The following is a 20,127-nucleotide window of genomic DNA, read 5'->3' on the forward strand; positions in this document are numbered from 1 at the left end:
AATTCTGATATTAGAAAAATATATTTTAAAAACATTTAAGCTAATCTATAACTTCGAACTTCATTTCCCGGAGGGATGAATTAATCGGTAATCGCCGGCTAAATGATATCAAAATGAAAAAAGTTACCATTCTTGACATAGCTAAGGAACTAAATATTACCTTCTCAACCGTCGCTCGTGCCCTTAATGATCACCCTGCTATTAGTGCCAGTACCAAACAAGCGGTTAGGGACGTCGCAGAACGGCTTAACTATCGACAAAATAAGATTGCTTCCTCATTACGTTCTGGAAGAACCAATGTCATAGGTGTGATCGTACCCAGTCTGCAGGTTACCTTCTTCAGTTCCGTTGTCTATGGAATTGAGCAGGTAATGAATGCTAACGGGTATAATATTCTATTATATCAGTCGAACGAAAAAATGGACCAGGAGGCAAGTGGAATTGAAACTTTTTTACAATCGAGAGTTGACGGAATTATCGCTTCCATAACTACAGAGACGACCTCTTTTAATCATTACGAGGAGATTATCAACCGTAATACTCCCCTGCTTTTTTTCGATAGAAACCCTAAAGAACTAAATTCCCCCTCTGTTACCATCGACGATTACCAGGGCGGATTTATCGCCACTGAGCATCTTATAAAACAGGGATATAGCCGCATATTACACATTACTGCAGAACAGGACATCCCCATATTTAAAGAGCGTCTGAGGGGTTATATCGATGCCCTTAAACATTACGGTATCGAAGTTGACGAGCAATTGATTATAAGGGGTAAGTTTTCATTGCAGTTTGGAAAACAAGTAGTCCAGAATGCAAAATCAAGTTGTCTGCAGTTCGATGCAGTCTTCGCTCTCGAAGATTTTACAGCCATGGGCGTTATGCAACAACTTTTGGAGTACAACGTTGACATCCCCGGGGAAGTGGGGGTCATAGGGTTTGCTAACGAATCTTTTGGCAGCCTGGTCACTCCTAAGCTCTCGACTATCGACCAGCAGACATTGACAATGGGACAAGAGGTAGCGAAACTGTTCCTCAAACGTATCAAAGATAATGAGCCTTCTCCCATTGCCGAAGAGCTGAAACTTGAACCCCTCCTGATCGTTAGGGAATCTTCCCGAAAATTGAAATAACTTCCCGATATGGTGTAAGAAATACACATAGCATATCTTGCAAAAGGGCTTAAATTATTACATTTGCTCGTACCACAAAGACTGCTATGTTAAATAACCTAAAACAAACATTCTCCAAACAATTTGGACAGGAATGTCAACGTACGTTCTTCGCACCAGGACGAGTAAATCTCATCGGCGAACACATCGACTATAACGGCGGATTGGTCATGCCTTGCGCTGTTACTTACGGAACTTATCTCTTAACAGCACCGAATAAGGATGGTATCTTCCGCTTTTCCAGCGTTAATTTCCCTGAAACGTATGAAACGCCAGTTCTACCTGAATATTCCAAAACAGGCAAAGAATGGTTCAACTATCCCCTCGGTGTAATCCATAATTTCGTTGCTGATAAAAAAGAAGTGCAGGGCCTGGATCTTTTATTTTATGGAGACCTTCCTATCGGCGCAGGATTGTCGTCTTCTGCTTCCTTAGAAGTGGTAATTGCCTATGCCTTAAACACGATCTTTAAAACCGGGTACTCGAAACTCGATCTGGTTAAGCTTACCAAAAGAGTGGAAAATGAGTTCATAGGTGTCAATTCAGGCATCATGGACCAGTTTGCAGTAACTTTCGGAGAAAAAAATAAAGCTTTAAAGCTGGACTGCGAATCGCTGGAATATCAAGCCGTAGAATGTGATCTGGCAGACAATTTGCTGGCCATAATCAACACCAACAAACCGAGGAAGCTCGCAGAATCAAAATATAACGAGCGCGTAAGCGAGTGTGCTCAAGCGCTCGAAGCTCTCCAGACAGAATTAAGCATTGATAATTTATGTGATATTAACACCCAAACGTTTGAAGCTCATAAACATCTCATCAAAGATCCAACGGTTCAGAAACGAGCTCAGCATGTTATTGAAGAGAATGACAGGGTTCAACTGGCGGCATCGGCGTTGGCTGCTCATAAATTGGATGAGTTTGGAAGATTGATGTTCGCTTCACACGATTCATTGCAATCGCTGTACGAAGTATCCGGCATAGAGCTCGACACGATTGTAGCTTTCTGTAAAACCTACTCCGGGGTTACCGGTGCACGGATGACTGGCGCCGGATTTGGTGGATGTGCCATCGCCCTGGTCAAAAAAGATAAATTTGAGGATTTTAGTAAATCCATTACCGATCACTATTCAAACACCATTGGCTACGCACCTTCTGTCTACAGCTCTGAGATAGGCACCGGAGTAGTGGAACTGTAACGACTATGCATAAACTAAAGCTCGATGAATTAAATAGAGTAAGTGTTGACGAATTTAAAAAGCAGGAGAAGCTTCCTCTCACACTCGTACTGGATAACGTACGAAGCATGCACAATGTCGGATCTATTTTTCGCACCGCAGATGCGTTCGCATTGGAAAGAATAGTGCTTTGTGGTATAACCGGACAGCCTCCCCACAGAGAGATTGAGAAAACCGCTTTAGGTGCTACACAATCCGTCGAGTGGTGCTATTTTGATACTACTACAGCTGCAATTGACTGGCTAAAAGAAGAAGGAAAGGTTATTCTGGCCATTGAACAGGCAAAAAACAGTATAATGCTCAACGAGTATCAGCCCGATCAAGGCACAAGCTATGCATTGATCTTTGGTAACGAAGTAAATGGCGTGTCTGAGGAGGTGATGCAGAAGATTGATACGTGCATCGAGATACCTCAGTTCGGCACAAAGCATTCTTTCAATATCGTCGTATCAGCAGGCATCGTACTTTGGGATATGTTTTCCAAGTTAAAGCCGGCTTCCTAAAAGAATGCAGCCCTAAGCAAAGAACAAAACTCCATATAAACAAGAAAGGCGTCAATATATGTATATCGACGCCTTTCTTGTTAAATGAATAATCCGTTAAGCATACATACTCTCAGCATCCTTGCTTTCCAACGCTGTATAACCGCTCAGGAACTGATCAACACGCCGTGCTGCCTCACGTCCTTCCGAGATCGCCCATACTACTAATGATTGTCCGCGACGCATATCGCCCGCTGCAAACACTTTGTCAACATTCGTTTGATAAAGTCCTTCCTGAGCACGAACATTGCCACGTTCGTCAAACTCAACACCCAACTGCTCGAGGAGTCCCTCTTTCTGTGGGTGCACAAAGCCCATCGCAAGAAATACGCGCTGTGCTGGCAAAATCCTTTCAGACCCTTCCACTTCCGCGAACTTAATAGCTCGTCCGAACACATCCGTCTCCCAGGATACATCAACTACACGGATACCTGTCAGATTCCCCTCTTCGTCGCCGATAAACTCCTTAGTATTAACACCCCATGAACGCTCACAACCCTCTTCATGAGAAGAACTTGTTTTTAGCACCATCGGATACGTAGGCCAAGGCATGCTTTCAGTACGGCTAACCGGCGGTTTAGGCATCAGCTCAAACTGAACGATAGACTTGGCTCCTTGTCTGTTGGATGTACCAACACAGTCAGATCCTGTATCCCCCCCTCCTATCACAATTACATCCTTTCCGGAAGTAATAATCTCCTCGTCCTGAACCTCGATATTACTTACGCGCTTATTTTGCTGCTTAAGGAATTGCATGGCATAATAAACACCCTTGAGCTCGCGTCCGGGAACCGGAAGGTTACGAGGAATTGTTGATCCTCCAGCAAGTACAACGGCATCAAAATCTGCAAGTAACTGATTAGCCCGGATATCTTTTCCGACCTCAGTATTATACTTAAATATAACACCTTCTTCTTCCATTATTTGGATACGGCGGTCTACAACCCATTTTTCAAGTTTGAAATCCGGAATCCCATATCTCAGCAAGCCACCAGCACGGTCATCCCTTTCAAAAACAGTCACAAGGTGGCCTGCCTTATTCAACTGTGCAGCAGCTGCAAGCCCCGCAGGACCCGAACCTATTACTGCAACAGTCTTACCGGAGCGTACTAACGGAACTTTAGGCTTCACCAAACCTTTGGCATACGCTATTTCAATAATGTGTTTTTCAATTTCTTCAATCGTTACAGCAGGTTTGTTGATTCCCAATACACATGCCGATTCGCATGGCGCAGGACAAATTCTACCCGTAAACTCAGGGAAGTTGTTTGTGGAGGAAAGAATGCGGTACGCCTCTTCCCAATTTTCCTTATATACGGCGTCGTTGAACTCAGGAATTATATTCCCAAGCGGACAACCTGAATGGCAGAATGGAATTCCACAATTCATACATCGGGCAGCCTGATTATTTAGCTTGTCCTCCGTAAACATCAAATTGAACTCTTTATAATCTTTAATTCTTTCTTCAGGAGATCTTTTTGAAGGAAGCTCCCGGTCGAATTCTTTAAAGCCTGTCACTTTTCCCATAATCAATTAGCTGGTTGATATTGTGCGTGTTGTAATACTCTTTTATACTCTTTAGGAAATACCTTGATAAATTTCCTGGATTCTTCTGCCCAATTGCTCAGAACGAACAATGCAAGATGGCTCTTAGTAAGCTGCATGTGGGTCTTCAATAAAGCAAGAATCTGTTCTTCATCTTCACCTGAAAGCGGATCAAGATCTACCATCTCAGGATTGCAGTTTTCAGCAAATGTCCCGTCGGTATCATATATCCAGGCAATACCACCGCTCATACCTGCAGCAAAGTTCCGTCCGGTTTTACCCAAAATAAGAGCTCGGCCACCGGTCATATATTCACATCCGTGATCTCCAACACCCTCAACTACTGCCGTAGCACCGGAGTTACGAACGGCAAAACGTTCCCCTGCCTGTCCTCTCACAAAAAGCTCGCCTGAAGTCGCACCGTAAAGAGCTACGTTTCCGATGATAATATTATCTTCTGGAACCAGGGTACTTTCCGCAGACGGATAGATCGCTAACCTTGCACCTGAAAGACCTTTACCTACATAGTCATTTGCCTCGCCCTCTAATTCAAAAGAAAGCCCCTTAGCGGTAAATGCCCCGAAGCTTTGTCCTGCGGATCCGGTGAACTTATAGTTAATGGTATTATCTGGCAGACCGGCAGAATGATAGATTTTTGAAACTTCATTCGATAACAAAGTTCCGATCGTTCTGTCTGTGTTCTTAACCTTGAAAGTCCCAAAAACAGGAGTCTTATTTTCTAAGGCTTGTTGCGCATGCTCTAATAACTTCCAATCGATGATATTATCCATACCGTGATCCTGAGACTCACTGTTATACAGCGTTAGATTGGACGGATTGGTAACGGGATAGAGGATAGATGAAAGATCCAGGGTTTTCGTTTTCCAGTGAGTGTTGTTCTCACGAACTTTAAGGAACTGCGATCTGCCTACCATATCATTGATCGTACGGAAGCCCAGTTCCGCCATTATCTCGCGTAGCTCCTCCGCTATAAAACGGAACAGGTTGACGATGTGCTCTGGTTTACCGGTAAATAACTTACGCAGTTCAGGATCTTGAGTCGCAACACCAACCGGACAGGTATTCAAATGACACTTGCGCATCATAATACATCCACCTGCAACCAAAGCGGCAGTCGCAACACCCCATTCTTCAGCACCAAGAAGAGCGGCGATGGCAATATCCCTGCCAGTTTTTAGCTGACCATCAGCCTGTAACACAACACGACTTCTCAGCTTGTTACGTACCAGCGTCTGGTGCGCTTCTGCCAAGCCAAGTTCCCACGGTAATCCCGCGTGCTTGATCGAACTTATTGGGGAAGCACCTGTACCCCCATCATAACCCGCGATCAGGATCACGTCAGCATGTGCTTTCGCAACTCCTGCAGCTATAGTTCCTACTCCGGCTTTAGACACCAACTTCACGTTGATACGAGCAGCCCGGTTTGCGTTCTTAAGGTCAAAGATAAGCTGCGCTAAATCTTCAATGGAGTAAATATCATGGTGAGGCGGAGGTGAAATCAATCCAACTCCCGGTGTCGAGTGGCGTACTTTGGCGATCCATTCGTCTACCTTATGCCCAGGTAATTGGCCGCCCTCTCCTGGTTTAGCACCTTGTGCCATCTTAATCTGTAACTCGTCAGCATTAGCAAGATAGTAAGAGGTTACCCCAAATCTTCCGGATGCAACCTGCTTAATGGCCGAGCGCATCGAATCTCCGTTAGGTAAAAGCTGGTAACGAATATCATCCTCACCGCCCTCTCCGGTATTACTCTTCCCACCTATCCGATTCATCGCAATGGCAAGGGTACTATGAGCTTCATGTGATATCGACCCGAAAGACATTGCTCCGGTTGCGAACCTCTTCATGATTGATTCGATCGATTCTACGTCCTCAATCGCAATAGGCTCCCGATGATGGGCAAAATCAAACAACCCACGCAATGTGTACATTTTCTGCGACTGATCATTTACATGCTTAGCATATTGTTTGTAAACTGAATAGTCATTCGTACGGGTGGCCTGCTGTAGCAGGTGAACTGTCTGCGGATTGAAAAGGTGAGCTTCCCCTCTTCTCTTCCATTGGTAAATACCTCCTTCTGAAAGCAATTGCTCCTCAGGTTTGGAATGAATAAAACCGTGATTATGCTTAAATAAGCTTTCTTTCGCTATCTCGTCCAGACCTAGACCACCAATACGGGTCACAGCACCGGAAAAATAACGGTCGACAACTTCTTTATTTATACCGAGGATTTCAAAAATTTGTGCCCCCTGATAGGATTGCAATGTAGATATTCCCATTTTAGAAAAGATCTTCAGCAAGCCGTCGCAGATAGCTTTAATATAATTTTTAGATAAGTAGGTGTAGTCAAGAGACGTCTCCAGCTTACTCTCTTCCTTAAGTGTATGAATAGTCGCTAGTGCAAGGTATGGATTGATGGCAGTTGCACCAAACGCCAGAAGACATGCGAAATGGTGAACCTCCCATACATCCCCGGCTTCAACTACCAGGCCTACCTGGCCCCGGTAACCCAGCCTGATGAGATGGTGATGGACCGCAGAAACCGCCAGTAAAGAAGGAATCGGGGCATGTTCCGAGTCGATAGCTCTATCAGAAAGAATCAGTACTTCAAAGCCGTCATTAACCGCATCCTCAGCGTAGCGACATAAACGCTCCAGCCCGTTTTTCAAAGCACCGGGTTGCCCGTCTGCTTTAAAGTAAGTCTGTAAGGTCTTTGCATGAAACATCCCCGTGTCAATACTTCTCAACTTTTCCAACTCATAATTAGTCAGAATGGGATGCTTTAAAGCAACAACATGACAATGCATTTTATCTTCATCAAGCAAATTTCCGTTGCTTCCAATGAACGTAGCAAGGCTCATTACCATTCTCTCCCTGATAGGATCGATTGGAGGATTGGTTACCTGCGCAAAAAACTGCTTGAAATAACTCGAAATATGTTGCGGACGATCCGAAAGCACAGCAAGAGGAACATCAGTACCCATAGATCCTATAGGCTCCTTTCCGTCAATAGCCATTGGCTTAATAATCGTCTCAATATCCTCTCTGGAATAACCAAAAACCTGCTGATATTTTAGAACAGCGTCCTTCGCCAGATTAGTAAAAGCTACTCTCGGCTCCGGAAGTTCTTCCATATTGATCTTATAATTCTCCAACCACTCACCATAAGGCTGTCCTGAAGCAATTTTATGTTTGATCTCCTGATCTGTGATGATCTTTCCTTCCTTAATATCAACAAGAAACATCTTGCCAGGTTGTAAACGACCCTTTTTTATGATGATGCTTTCCGGAATGGGAAGAGCACCGGCTTCAGAAGCGACAATGATACGTTTGTCATTGGTCATCGCATAGCGAAGCGGCCGTAATCCGTTCCTGTCAAGTAGTGCACCTATCTGACTTCCATCCGTAAAGGTGAGAGCCGCTGGTCCGTCCCAAGGTTCCATTAACGTCGCATGAAACTCGTAAAAAGCCTTTTTCAGCGGATCCATTTGCTCATTTCCGTCCCATGCTTCCGGAACCAGCATCATCATGACATGTGGCAGAGATCGGCCTGTATGCGCTAGAATCTCAACAACGTTATCCAGACATGCAGAATCGGACTGGTTACTGTCTATGACAGGCAGAATAATATCCATATCCTCTTTCGAGAAATAAGACGATGCATAGGATCTTAAACCGGAGTAGAACCAGTTAAGGTTCCCAGTAAGTGTGTTAATCTCACCATTATGCGCCATAAAGCGGAATGGCTGTGCAAGCTTCCATGATGGGAACGTATTCGTCGAAAAACGACTATGCACCATTCCGAAAGCCGACGTAAGCCTTACATCCCCAAGATCCTTATAATAAGTTCTTAGCTGATAGGTGGTAAGCTGCCCTTTATAGACTATTATGCGGCTTGACAGGGAGGCAATATAGAAATCATCACCGTACTTGGTCGTTTCGTTTATCGTTTTCGTTATAAGTCTTCTCAGCACATATAACTTTCGTTCAAAATCTTCGGAATTCACATACGAAGCCGGACGCCCGACAAACAACTGTTCAACCGATGGTTCAACAGCCAGTGCCGATTCACCCACAACCGATGGGTCCACCGGAAGGGCTCTGAAACCTAGCAAAGGTAAACCGACCTTCTCAACGGCACTGACCACAGCCGCCCTGCAAGCTTCTTTCGAACTTGAATCTTTCGGAAAAAACACCATACCAACGCCGTAATGGCCAGGCTCGGCGAGATGAATATCAAGAGAAATACATTCTTCCATCAGAAACTCGTGAGGAATCTGTATTAGTAGTCCCGCTCCATCTCCCGTTTCGGGGTCACACCCGCAGGCTCCCCGGTGTTCCATATTCTCCAGGATCGTCAGCGCATCAGAGACGTTTTGGTGTGTTTTTTGTCCGTTAATATGGGTAATAAAGCCAACCCCACAAGAATCGTGTTCAAATTCCGGGCGATATAAACCCATCTGGTCATTTTCAGTTTGTTTCATCAGATTTACAATGCAAATTACGTATTAAGGTCCTACCTCACAAGTTGAATTCGTCAACAATATTTACAAAACATTCAAGTTAACAAAAGCAAACATAACTTTTCTTAACAAGTTTTTAAAACGATTTGGGATTTTTTAGCATTCTCCTAATTCACCCTTCCTCTCAAACAATCTCGCAGAATCTTCAAATGCATGAGGGAATTTTTTATCCAAGTTAGCAAATTCTTATTTTTTTTCAAAATGATTTTCATGTTTTGTTTTAATTCATACCTTTGTGCCAAGGGTTAGTCTTCTACGACCAGCTCCTTTTGAACTCCCCCAGGGCGGGAACGCAGCAAGGGTAAAAAGTCGTAGCGGTGCGATAGAAGGGGCTAGCCCCTTTTTTTTATTTCAAAAATTCCACTATTTTTTCCTATCCAGATATCAAAAGTTTACCTTTAGACCGGCTACTGGTTTTCATACAAGTAAATCTCAACACCAGCAGCTATAACTAATTAAAAATTAACATGAAATTTTTTATTGACACAGCCAACCTGGCTCAAATTAAAGAAGCTCACGACATGGGAGTTCTTGATGGTGTGACCACAAATCCGAGCTTGATGGCAAAAGAAGGAATTACCGGCCATGAGAACGTAATTAATCACTACAAAGCTATTTGCGAAATAACGGATGGCGATGTAAGCGCTGAGGTTATAGCTACAACATTCGACGAAATCATCGTTGAGGGAGAAGCGCTGGCAAAACTGCACCCTAAAATTGTTGTTAAAGTTCCTATGATCAAAGATGGTATAAAGGCCATTAAATACTTCACATCGAAAGGAATCAAAACCAATTGCACGCTTGTTTTCTCTGCTGGTCAGGCATTACTGGCTGCTAAAGCTGGTGCGACATATGTATCTCCTTTCGTAGGACGCCTGGACGATATCTCGACTGATGGTATTGCACTGATCGAAGAGATAGCTACCATCTACGCAAATTACGGATACACTACTCAGATCCTGGCGGCGTCTGTTCGTCACCCAATGCACATTGTTCAATGTGCGACCGTAGGTGCTGACGTAATTACTGCTCCCCTATCAGCAATCGCAGCATTACTTAAACACCCTCTCACAGACAGTGGACTCACTCAGTTCCTTGCAGATCACGCAAAGGCAGCTGGCAAGCAATAATCATCTTGAACGTCCGTGTTTATTACGGACGTTTCTTTTTAACTCTACCGTTCTTCCAATGTCCGACACCCTGACACAAGTTGATGTTCTCATAATTGGCGCGGGACCAATTGGACTAACCTGCGGAATTGAAGCTCAGGCAGCTGGCCTATCCTATTTGATCATTGAAAAAGGATGCCTCGTCAACTCCCTCTATAACTACCCCTCAAACATGACCTTTTTCTCCACTTCCGAGAAACTGGAAATCGGTGGTATCCCTTTTGTTTCTGTAAATCTTAAGCCTACACGGGCCGAAGCTCTCGAATATTACAGGCGGGCTGCAGTACATTTCAACCTCAATATCCGTCTTTTCGAAGAGGTCAGCGAAGTGGCCCGGCGTCCGGATAGCCTCTTTTTAATAACCACTAAAAAGGGCTCATACTTAGCAAAAAATATCGTTATATCTACCGGATTCTATGACGTTCCGGTGAAATTGAATATTCAAGGGGAAGATCTTCCTAAAGTAAGGCATTATTATAAAGACCCTCATTACTACGCCTTTCAGAATGTCGCTGTAATCGGAGCTGGCAACTCCTCTGTTGACGCAGCTCTCGAAACGTTCCGCAAATCAGCCAACGTCACCATGATCATCCGCGGTTCGGAGATCAGCCATCGCGTCAAGTATTGGGTAAGACCCGATATAATCAACCGTATTAAAGAAGGAAGCATTAAGGCATATTTCAACTCATCTCTGGAAGAAATCACGCCTACAGCTATAATCATCCGCACTCCAGAGGGAAAAGTGTCCGTTCCCAACGATTTCGTGCTTGCTATGACAGGCTATCTGCCGAACTTCAATTTCCTTAAAAACATCGGCATTGAATGTTCGCTTGACGAATTGCAGCTGCCGACTCACAGTGAGGAGACTATGGAAACCAACGTTCCAAACGTTTATCTCGCAGGTGTAGTGTGCGGCGGAATGAATACCCACAGCTATTTTATTGAAAACTCCCGCGTGCACGCGCAAAAAATTGTTAACCATATCCGCTCCTTAACAACTTAATTACCCTCCAATGACGCCATTTCCAAATTTCTGTTAATTATCGGTCAAACACTCAGTATCTTTGCAGCGATGAACATACAGGACCTATTGCAAAAAGCACTCAACTTTCACTTTCTAAGTCAGGAAGAGGGTGTGTACCTATTCAAACATGCGACTACCAACGAACTGATGTATACGGCGAATGAACTCCGTAAAAAACAGGTTCCTCATGGTAAAGTCACTTGGCAGATAGACCGCAATGTTAATACAACCAATGTGTGTATTGCCAATTGCAAGTTTTGTAACTTTTTCAGACGTCCCGGCCATGCCGAAAGCTATATCACAGACATCGAGACGTACAAGATTAAAATCGAGGAAACCTTTCGTCTGGGCGGAGATCAGCTGCTTTTACAAGGCGGGCACCATCCCGATCTGGGGCTTGCATTTTACACCAATCTGTTCAGACAACTGAAAGAACTTTATCCTACCCTGAAATTACATTCCTTAGGCCCTCCCGAGATTGCTCATATTGCAAAGCTGGAAGGAATAAGTCACACCGAGGTACTGAAGGAGTTAATGGCATCCGGACTCGACTCGCTTCCTGGGGCAGGTGCAGAAATTTTAAACGACCGCGTCCGTCGGCTGATATCAAAAGGCAAATGCGGCGGGCAGGAATGGCTTGACGTCATGCGAGCCGCACATCAGCTGGGACTAAGTTCTTCCGCAACGATGATGTTCGGCCATGTAGAAACCATCGAAGAACGCTTTGAGCATCTCGTTTGGATAAGGGAAGTGCAATCAGAGAAACCTGAAGGTACAGAAGGCTTCATTGCCTTCATTCCATGGCCATTCCAGGATGACGGCACACTGCTTAAAAGAGTCCGGGGAATCAAAAATGAAGTATCTGCTGATGAATATATCAGAATGTTGTCATTGAGCCGTATCATGCTTCCGAACATCAAGAATATTCAGGCATCCTGGTTAACAGTCGGCAAAGCAGTCGCGCAGATCTGCCTTCACGCAGGAGCCAATGACTTCGGCTCCATTATGATAGAAGAGAATGTCGTGAGCGCTGCTGGCGCCCCTCACCGCTTTACATCAGCTGGCATACAACAATCGATCCGTGAGGCTGGGTTTGAACCTCAGTTACGTAATCAGAAATACGGCTTCAGGGAAGTTCCGCAGGAAATACAACAACAAACGATTACTTATTAAATACAGATTCACCACTAATCATTATTTTAGGTATTTTCAACAAAAACACCTGAATGACGCTTCAAGCAATTATTGTCGACGACGAAGAATACAGTAGAAAATCACTTTTCTTTCTTATCCAGGAGAATTGCCCCAACGTACATGTCAGCTATATTGCTCAGTCAGCCCAGGATGCGCGCGACTTTATCGCAAGCAATCGTATAGACCTCGCTTTCCTGGACATCGCGATGCCACGAGAAACAGGCTTTGACCTCCTCCCTGCCTTGCAAAAGCAGAACATTATGGTAATTTTTACCACTGCGTACGACCAGTATGCTCTTAAAGCAATTAGGTCGAACGCCGTGGACTACCTTCTCAAACCAATCGACATATCAGAATTAAAGGAGTCGGTGAGTAAAGCAGAAAGGTGGGCTGGGCTTATCAGCACTCAGTCGTCTTCCGCGAAAACGGAACCGCGAGCAGACGATTCTGCAAAATCCGCTGAGCCCCGATCCAAGATCACCCTGCCACATGCCCATGGCTATCATGTGATCGACCTGGACGAGATTATGTACGTCGAAGCCGATAGTAATTATTCGATATTCCATCTGAAACAGGGCGACAAAATGCTTATCTCGAAACCGCTCAAAGAGTTTGAACGCTATCTGCAAGAGGGCAATTTCATGCGCATCCATAAATCGGTTATAATCAACTTTCGGTTTGTAAGGGAGTATTCCAGCAAGAATGGAACCCAGGTAACTTTAAAAGACGGCACCATACTCCCGGTTTCAAGAAGAAGATCGAATGAATTTCAGGAGAGGTCCAGGCTGTACTTCCAAAGGTAAATGACATGAGATCCAGCGTTAAACTGACCATCCTATTTGTAGCGTTTTTTTCTGCTGTCAAAACCTTCTCCACAACGCTGAATTTCAGGCACTACTCGGTGAATGATGGCCTGGCCAACTCCACGGTTTACTACATCTTTCAAGATAGCAGAGACTTCATCTGGATAGCGACAGAAAGTGGTGTTAACCGGTTTGACGGAAATAAATTCGAGCTCTTCACCATGGATAACGGATTATCAGACAATGAGGTCCTTCAAATACATGAGGATTCTGCAGGTAGGATCTGGTTTCTCACACTCAACGGAAATCTAAGCTATTTCTTCAACGAGCGATTTTTCAATACATCAACCGACCCATGGTTGAAAAAAAGCATGGGAAACGGAAGCCTCACCTCTTTTTACCAAGATTCATCGTCAAGACTTTGGTTTTCAACAAACCAGAATAAACTGATTCAAATTGATGCCCAAAAAAATATCCGGGTCTTCTCTTCCTCCGAACATTCACTCCTTAATGCTTTTGTATGGGAAACACCTCAGAAAGATCTGATTGCTTTTTCGGAAAAATATTTTTTTAAACTAAGCAAGGAAGGGTTTATACCCGTGCCCCTGAACCATTACCCCTTGTCGCCAAAAGCAATATTTCGTGATAATGAGAAAAAAAATATTGTCTTCCTTAGTGCAGGTGGGTTGATGCAGTACGACGGCTATAAAGTACAGAAGACAGGTCACTTGCTGCAGAAATCGCCGTCGCTTATCAGCGGACTGCTACTCGAAAGAAACCATATCTGGATCGGGACTATGGGTACTGGCTTACTATTATACAATAGCCGGAACCAAATTTCCGAAGTACACCTAAAGAACCTCAACATATCGCACATTCTTAAAGACAGACAGGGCAACCTTTGGATATCTACTATAGGCGATGGAATTTATCTTCTACCCTATCAGAGAAACTTTGCAAAACACATCACCAAGTCAGACGGTCTGTCGGCCGATGCCATTACTAGTATTCTAAAAACCCATAACAAAATCCTTCTCGGGTATAACAACGGAAGTCTGGACATCCTGAAGGGAGAGACAGTCGAAAACATGCTCTCCCGGCCCGTCAACAATTATGACCCGGTAAGAAAGCTTCATGAAGAGGCACCTGCCGGATCGCTCTGGTACGCTTCAGACAATAGCCTCCTGAAAATCCATGGTAAGGGAAAACAACTCAACCTGCTGAACGACCCTAAATGGAGTCGTTATGCGTTGAAGTCGTTCAGTCTCGATAACAAGAAAAACCTGGCTGTAGCGATGGCCTCCGGTGTTTACATTTTGAAAGATAAGGAAAGAGACCAACCTTCCTATTCCGATCTCTCGTCCACATCGCGTTTCCTGGGCCGTGCCTTTGCAGTGCATTTCGATCGCGATGGTGGGCTATGGTTCTCGAATATACGGGGGCTTCACTATTTAAAAGGGAAAAATCTTATTCAGCTTTACATCAAGTATCCGCAGCTTAGACACCGGATTACCGATATCGCAACCCTAGCTGATAATACCATTATCTGTTCTTCTTATGGCTTTGGCATTTTCGTCCTGAAAGACGGTAAGTTATTAAAAACAATTACTACAAGAGATGGCTTGCCGAGCAACATTTGCAAGAAGCTTTTCGTTGAAGGAAAGAATGCCTGGGTCGTAACAGGAAAAGGCATCAGCAAAGTTAACTTGCAGGGCGACATACCTGAAGTGAATAACTACGATACAGAAAAAGGACTCCTTTCTAATGAAGTGAACGATATTTACGTCGAGAACGATACTGCTTACATTGCCAGTAATATCGGCCTGACTATCTTCAAAGAAGCCCTTAAACCTGAAAAGACCTCCCTGCCTCCCGTGCTCATACGTTCCGTATCTGTAAACAATAAACCCTCCGGCCTGGAGAAAATAAAAAATCTCTCCTATACCGAGAATAATGTCAGCGTCACTTACATCTGCATGGATTATGCAAACCCGCAGCGAGTGATGTACAGCTACAGAACCAACCAGAATGAGTTCTGGATCGAAACGAATGAACAAACGATAGAATTCAGCTCACTGAAACCTGGCCGGTATGATCTCGAGATTAGGGCGAAGAGCATGTATACAGGCTGGACGCATCCTACTAAAATCCATTTTAACATTGATAAACCCCTATGGGTGCGTTGGTGGTTCCTCAGTCTAACTGTTGCGTCTGCAATTTTTTTACTGTTTTTGCTCGTCCGCCGCTATTACCGCACCAAACAAATTAAGGAGAAAGAGAAGTTAGTCACGAAGACCAGGCTGATATCTTTAGAACAACAGGCATTGCAAGCAATGATGAACCCTCACTTCATCTTCAATGTGATGAACTCGATTCAGTACTTCATCAATACAAGAGACAACGCCATGGCAAACCAGGTTCTTACAGGTTTCGCGCGATTAATCCGCAAGAACCTCGATATCTGCAATAAAAGCTATATCAGCATTCAGGAAGAAATAACCTACCTTGGTCTGTATCTTTCACTCGAGAAGCTTCGCTTCGGAGAAAAGATGAGCTATAGCATCACTACCAACACGGATATTGATTTAGCCGATACTTATATTCCATCCATGTTGCTTCAACCTTACGTCGAAAACGCAATATGGCATGGTATCATGCCGATGAGCGAACCGGGTGAAATAAACGTGGATATCATCAGCGCAGAGCATAATCTGATTTTGACCATCCGCGACAACGGGGTAGGGATTGACGAATCACTGAAATCAAAAAGCAGCGATCATATTAGCAGAGGAATGCAGTTAACCCAGCAAAGAATTGCCCTGATGAACAAGTTCAACAAAAACGCCATGTCTATTTCCGTATCGCAACAAGCTACGGGCGGAACAATGGTGACAGTAAAAATCCCCCTAAAACCGTTTACTCATTCATAGCAGCCGATAGCTCAGTTCATTAGCAGAATATATCCTGTATACTTATTATTGCACCATAGAATCTGATTAACGAACAATAAAAATATTTTTATCTAAGTGTGTGTTTGGCGGTTGAAGCTTCCCAAAAGTTTCACCGCTTTTTTTTTGCTTAAATTTTACTTTGGCTACCTTTGCAGTCCATTGGAAAATATAACACAGCATATCGAAGCCCTTATATTCGCGTCAGAGCAGAGCATCACGCAGAAAGATATTTCACTCGTCTTACAGGATATATACAACGTAAGTCCTTCCTTAGAAGAGCTTCAGGATCATCTCAACCACATCGTCAGAAAGTATAATAACGACGAATATCCATTCACCGTTGCCGAGATAAACGGCGGATACCAGTTTCTGACGAAACCGGCTTATCATTCTACGGTTCATAAACTGCAAACTCAACGCTCAAAAAAGAAACTTAGTCAGGCAGCCCTGGAAACGCTGTCGATCATAGCGTATAAACAACCCATCACCAAACTCGATATCGAACAAATCCGGGGAGTGAACTGCGATTATACAATACAAAAGCTACTTGAAAAGGATCTGATTGCCATCTCCGGCAAGTCTAAAGCAATAGGAAAGCCATTACTGTACAGCACAAGCACCACATTTATGGACTACTTCGGTATCAACTCCCCAGCGGAACTCCCTCAGATAAAGGATTTACCGTCAGAAAACGACGCCATCGGCGACGTGTCCGAGTGATAATACGTGATTACGTTTCTCAGAAGCCCAATTTTCTGTTATTTTTGACTCCAGATTTAAAACAAGCTGAAGCAAAATTTTTCTAAATTTAGAGGAGAGAATTTACTCCGCAATTGGTAAAGCAGAAAATAATTTAAGAGCAAACGAACATGAAAAATTCAGTGATTGAACCGGAAGAGTTAGATGACGAGCTTTTTACCGACGACGAAGATGGGTTTACAGATCCGATCGAAGATCTTGGTGGCTTCGACGACTTGAATGACTTTGACGACGACGAGTTTTAGAGACGCTACTCAACCTTAATTCAGGTTATGTAACCCGATGGCTTACAGCTACAGCCTGACAACCTTTTAAATATGATTATTACTGAAGTAAAAGACAAAAAAGACAGAAAGCAATTTCTAGATATAGCAAGAATCATATATAAGGATACTAAGGTTTGGGTTTCTCCTCTTGACAAGGATGTGGAGGCAGTGTTTGACCCCGCAAAGAACAATTTCCACCAACACGGCAGGATCACCAGATGGATTCTAAAAAGTCCGTCCGGTGATCCTTTAGGACGTATTGCAGCGTTCATCAACGAAAAAAAAGCGTTTAGTTATCCTCAGCCAACCGGCGGAATAGGATTTTTTGAATGCGCGAATGACCAGATGGCTGCTAACCGTCTATTTGATACGGCAAAAGAATGGTTGATGTCACATGGAATGGAAGCGATGGACGGCCCGATCAATTTTGGAGAAAACGATACTTTCTGGGGGCTGCTTGTAGACGGATTCACGCAGCCGTCTTATGGGATGAACTACCACCACCCCTATTACAGATCCTTATTTGAGAACTACGGGTTTGAACCTCTTTACGAGCAGATCACCAATCACCTCGACGTAAATAAACCTTTTCCTGAACGCTTTACACGAATTGCCAATTGGGTAATAAAAAAGCCAGGTTATAGCTTTAAATCCCTGGAGCCGAAAAAGATCAACGATTTCGCACGTGATTTTATGGAAATATATAACGATGCGTGGAAAGACTTCGACAACTTCGCTCCTATAGACAATGCCACCATCATTGAAACCTTTCAAAAGATGAAAACGATTATGGATCCCAATCTCATATGGTTTTCATATGTGAATGGAGAACCAGCTTCTTTCGTAATCATCCTTCCTGATGCCAATCAGATAATCAAATCTTTCAACGGGAAGCTCGGTTTGATCGAAAAGATCAAGTTTCTTTATTTGCGATGGAGAGGTGTATCGAGAATGAGGGCAATCGTCATGGGAACGAAAACCGCCTATCAGAAGCACGGCTTAGAATCCGCCATGTTTATTAAACTTAAAGAATATGTATTACCTCTCGGGAAATACAAAGAACTGGAGTTATCCTGGGTCGGGGATTTTAACGACAAGATGCTCGCACTCCACGAAGCAACTGGCGCTTCTTTTGGAAAAAAGCACGTAACACTCCGAAAAAGCTTTTAAATGGCGGTACCCGCGGCTTCGCGCGGGACCTTAAGATAGCACTTTTGACTGCCTCAGTTCATCAAACAGGTCAATGATTTTCTTCTGAAGAGCAATGATCTCAGTCTCGCGCTCCCGCAGTTTTTTGTTGCTTACCTCAAGATCAGAGACATACTTTTCCTGTTCCTCTGAGTCGTTGTAAGTTAGCAGTTGTATAACTGACAAATCAAACAGTTTGGCGATCTGTTCCAGGCGAGACAGATTTATATCCGTAATTCCCGTCTCAATTTTGGAAAACGCAGGAATAGAGATATCCAGTCTCTTGGCTACGTCCTCCTGGCTCCAGCCGTTTTGATGGCGGAGAAGCCTGATTTTTTTTCCTAGTGTATTCATTTTGTTTATTCTTAGGTGGTATGATTCACTGCACGTTGAGCGATCGCATCAAGATCCAATCCCCCAAAATTACCTGAACTCATAAGAAGCAAATTTTTACCCTTATAATTAATACAACTCAAAAATTCGTCCAATATTTCACAATTATTAAAAAAAATCAACTTATTATTACCAAACGCTGCTTTTACAACACCTGAATCGTATGGCTTGAGATTCTTTTGCTCGAAAGTCTTATTATCAATATAAACAACAGGCATATCCGCATTGTCCATGCTCCCCTTATATTCGCCCAGAAAATCGGGATTCAGGCTACTGAAAGTATGAAGTTCGATCACGGCAACCAGTTCTCTGTCCGGAAACTGACTTTTTACCGCCTGAACAGTTGCTTTCAACTTCGATGGCGAATGAGCAAAATCTTTATATACTGCAGTATGGTTATTTGCGGCCAGCAGTTCTAACCTCCTCGAAGCGCCTTTAAAAGAAGCAATAGCCTCGTAAAACTTGTCTTTATTAACACCCAGCTTTCCGCAAACTAAAAAAGCCGCTTGCATATTGTACAGATTATGCTCTCCAAAGACATGAAGTGCCGTTTCATCATTCCCGTTTTGTAGATAGGTCACCCCATTTCTCGTAACACTGGCTATAGCAGAATATCCGATCTTATTTACGCTCGACTGATCATTATTAATAACAGTATTTACGGCTTCATCGTCCTGATTAAAGAACAGTGTCCCACCGGTTTCCATACTTTTTATAAACAGGCTGAACTGTTCGGCATAGTTTTCAAAAGTAGGGAATACGTTGATGTGATCCCAGGCGATTCCACTGATCACTCCGATATGTGCATGATATAAATGGAACTTCGGCCGGCGGTCAATCGGCGAAGAAAGATACTCGTCCCCTTCAATAACCATGATTTTCGCGTCTGTTATCTTGACCATAGTATCAAAACCCGCTAACTGAGCACCCACCAGATAATCAAAATCAATATGGCATTGTTGCAACACATGCAGTATCATCGAGGTAATAGTCGTCTTTCCGTGACTTCCTCCGATCACCACACGCTGTTTGTCTCTCGACTGTTCAAAAATATATTCCGGATAAGAATATACCTTGATACCCAGTTCCTGGGCCTTCAGCAACTCCGGATTATCGACACGGGCATGCATCCCTAAAATTACTGCGTCAAGATCTGGCCGGATCCGTTCTGTGTTCCAACCCAGTTTATCCGGGCAAATCCCGTGCTTTTTTAAGCGCGACAATGAAGGCTCAACGATTGCATCATCTGAGCCAGATATCTCATACCCTTTTAATTTCAGAGCGATTGCCAGATTGTGCATGGCGCTGCCCCCTATTGCTATAAAATGTAGGCGCATAT

The 20,127-nt window shown here is 43.8% G+C and carries 15 protein-coding genes and 1 other RNA gene; 12 read left to right on the forward strand and 4 right to left on the reverse strand.

Annotated elements, in window-relative coordinates; translation table 11 throughout:
- The first annotated feature begins 113 nt into the window (after positions 1–113).
- From ACKI5J_RS17490 to ACKI5J_RS17500, 3 genes are all read left to right on the forward strand, one after another.
- Positions 114–1,133, forward strand: coding sequence for a LacI family DNA-binding transcriptional regulator (locus tag ACKI5J_RS17490; protein WP_407430793.1), 1,020 nt, complete (start codon positions 114–116; stop codon positions 1,131–1,133).
- Between the two features lie 86 nt (positions 1,134–1,219).
- On the forward strand, positions 1,220–2,371 hold the full coding sequence (locus ACKI5J_RS17495) for a galactokinase (protein ID WP_407430795.1): 1,152 nt from the start codon (positions 1,220–1,222) through the stop codon (positions 2,369–2,371).
- 5 nt (positions 2,372–2,376) lie between these two features.
- On the forward strand, positions 2,377–2,913 hold the full coding sequence (locus ACKI5J_RS17500; protein ID WP_407430797.1) for an RNA methyltransferase: 537 nt from the start codon (positions 2,377–2,379) through the stop codon (positions 2,911–2,913).
- Between the two features lie 96 nt (positions 2,914–3,009).
- On the opposite strand, the gene ACKI5J_RS17505 is transcribed toward ACKI5J_RS17500, so the two are convergent.
- Both ACKI5J_RS17505 and gltB read right to left on the reverse strand, forming a co-directional pair.
- On the reverse strand, positions 3,010–4,479 hold the full coding sequence (locus ACKI5J_RS17505; protein ID WP_407430799.1) for a glutamate synthase subunit beta: 1,470 nt from the start codon (positions 4,477–4,479) through the stop codon (positions 3,010–3,012).
- Between the two features lie 2 nt (positions 4,480–4,481).
- Positions 4,482–9,002, reverse strand: coding sequence for a glutamate synthase large subunit (gene gltB / locus ACKI5J_RS17510; protein WP_407430801.1), 4,521 nt, complete (start codon positions 9,000–9,002; stop codon positions 4,482–4,484).
- A gap of 282 nt (positions 9,003–9,284) precedes the next feature.
- Here gltB and ffs point away from each other — a divergent pair.
- From ffs to ACKI5J_RS17555, 9 genes are all read left to right on the forward strand, one after another.
- An RNA gene (gene ffs / locus ACKI5J_RS17515) (signal recognition particle sRNA small type) lies at positions 9,285–9,382 on the forward strand.
- Positions 9,383–9,508: 126 nt separating this feature from the next.
- Positions 9,509–10,171, forward strand: coding sequence for a fructose-6-phosphate aldolase (gene fsa, locus ACKI5J_RS17520; RefSeq protein WP_407430803.1), 663 nt, complete (start codon positions 9,509–9,511; stop codon positions 10,169–10,171).
- Positions 10,172–10,229: 58 nt separating this feature from the next.
- A complete protein-coding gene (locus ACKI5J_RS17525) occupies positions 10,230–11,213 on the forward strand; it encodes a YpdA family putative bacillithiol disulfide reductase (RefSeq protein ID WP_407430805.1) in 984 nt (327 codons plus the stop codon).
- A 69-nt stretch (positions 11,214–11,282) separates the two neighbouring features.
- Positions 11,283–12,407 carry a cyclic dehypoxanthinyl futalosine synthase gene (gene mqnC / locus ACKI5J_RS17530; protein WP_407430807.1) on the forward strand — a complete coding sequence of 375 codons (1,125 nt, stop codon included), beginning with the start codon at positions 11,283–11,285 and terminating at the stop codon, positions 12,405–12,407.
- A gap of 53 nt (positions 12,408–12,460) precedes the next feature.
- On the forward strand, positions 12,461–13,231 hold the full coding sequence (locus ACKI5J_RS17535) for a LytR/AlgR family response regulator transcription factor (protein ID WP_407430809.1): 771 nt from the start codon (positions 12,461–12,463) through the stop codon (positions 13,229–13,231).
- Between the two features lie 5 nt (positions 13,232–13,236).
- Complete coding sequence (locus ACKI5J_RS17540; RefSeq protein WP_407430811.1) at positions 13,237–16,161, forward strand: two-component regulator propeller domain-containing protein; 2,925 nt, start codon at positions 13,237–13,239, stop codon at positions 16,159–16,161.
- A gap of 180 nt (positions 16,162–16,341) precedes the next feature.
- Positions 16,342–16,902 carry an SMC-Scp complex subunit ScpB gene (gene scpB, locus ACKI5J_RS17545; RefSeq protein ID WP_407430813.1) on the forward strand — a complete coding sequence of 187 codons (561 nt, stop codon included), beginning with the start codon at positions 16,342–16,344 and terminating at the stop codon, positions 16,900–16,902.
- A gap of 149 nt (positions 16,903–17,051) precedes the next feature.
- Positions 17,052–17,186 (forward strand): hypothetical protein, encoded by a 135-nt coding sequence (locus ACKI5J_RS17550; RefSeq protein WP_407430815.1) that lies wholly within the window; start codon positions 17,052–17,054, stop codon positions 17,184–17,186.
- A 72-nt stretch (positions 17,187–17,258) separates the two neighbouring features.
- Entirely contained in the window at positions 17,259–18,377 is a 1,119-nt protein-coding gene (locus tag ACKI5J_RS17555; RefSeq protein ID WP_407430817.1) for a GNAT family N-acetyltransferase, read from the forward strand.
- A gap of 30 nt (positions 18,378–18,407) precedes the next feature.
- Here ACKI5J_RS17555 and ACKI5J_RS17560 read toward each other — a convergent pair whose 3' ends face one another.
- Positions 18,408–18,749 (reverse strand): helix-turn-helix domain-containing protein, encoded by a 342-nt coding sequence (locus ACKI5J_RS17560; RefSeq protein WP_106292712.1) that lies wholly within the window; start codon positions 18,747–18,749, stop codon positions 18,408–18,410.
- 11 nt (positions 18,750–18,760) lie between these two features.
- The gene (gene murC, locus ACKI5J_RS17565; RefSeq protein WP_407430819.1) at positions 18,761–20,125 is read right to left on the reverse strand and encodes a UDP-N-acetylmuramate--L-alanine ligase; all 1,365 of its coding nucleotides are present in this window, start codon (positions 20,123–20,125) and stop codon (positions 18,761–18,763) included.
- Between the last annotated feature and the right edge of the window lie 2 nt (positions 20,126–20,127).

Origin of the sequence: Arcticibacter sp., assembly GCF_045629565.1 — a bacterium.
Lineage (GTDB): Bacteria > Bacteroidota > Bacteroidia > Sphingobacteriales > Sphingobacteriaceae > Arcticibacter.

What these genes read in the sequence shown, in the direction of transcription:
- ACKI5J_RS17560 (WP_106292712.1), bottom strand. Translation starts at nt 18,749, where the DNA reads ATGAATACACTAGGAAAAAAAATCAGGCTTCTCCGCCATCAAAACGGC.
- ACKI5J_RS17555 (WP_407430817.1), top strand. Translation starts at nt 17,259, where the DNA reads ATGATTATTACTGAAGTAAAAGACAAAAAAGACAGAAAGCAATTTCTA.
- mqnC (WP_407430807.1), top strand. Translation starts at nt 11,283, where the DNA reads ATGAACATACAGGACCTATTGCAAAAAGCACTCAACTTTCACTTTCTA.
- ACKI5J_RS17495 (WP_407430795.1), top strand. Translation starts at nt 1,220, where the DNA reads ATGTTAAATAACCTAAAACAAACATTCTCCAAACAATTTGGACAGGAA.
- ACKI5J_RS17505 (WP_407430799.1), bottom strand. Translation starts at nt 4,479, where the DNA reads ATGGGAAAAGTGACAGGCTTTAAAGAATTCGACCGGGAGCTTCCTTCA.
- gltB (WP_407430801.1), bottom strand. Translation starts at nt 9,002, where the DNA reads ATGAAACAAACTGAAAATGACCAGATGGGTTTATATCGCCCGGAATTT.
- ACKI5J_RS17540 (WP_407430811.1), top strand. Translation starts at nt 13,237, where the DNA reads ATGAGATCCAGCGTTAAACTGACCATCCTATTTGTAGCGTTTTTTTCT.
- ACKI5J_RS17490 (WP_407430793.1), top strand. Translation starts at nt 114, where the DNA reads ATGAAAAAAGTTACCATTCTTGACATAGCTAAGGAACTAAATATTACC.
- ACKI5J_RS17535 (WP_407430809.1), top strand. Translation starts at nt 12,461, where the DNA reads ATGACGCTTCAAGCAATTATTGTCGACGACGAAGAATACAGTAGAAAA.
- ACKI5J_RS17550 (WP_407430815.1), top strand. Translation starts at nt 17,052, where the DNA reads ATGAAAAATTCAGTGATTGAACCGGAAGAGTTAGATGACGAGCTTTTT.
- fsa (WP_407430803.1), top strand. Translation starts at nt 9,509, where the DNA reads ATGAAATTTTTTATTGACACAGCCAACCTGGCTCAAATTAAAGAAGCT.
- ACKI5J_RS17525 (WP_407430805.1), top strand. Translation starts at nt 10,230, where the DNA reads ATGTCCGACACCCTGACACAAGTTGATGTTCTCATAATTGGCGCGGGA.
- ACKI5J_RS17500 (WP_407430797.1), top strand. Translation starts at nt 2,377, where the DNA reads ATGCATAAACTAAAGCTCGATGAATTAAATAGAGTAAGTGTTGACGAA.
- murC (WP_407430819.1), bottom strand. Translation starts at nt 20,125, where the DNA reads ATGCGCCTACATTTTATAGCAATAGGGGGCAGCGCCATGCACAATCTG.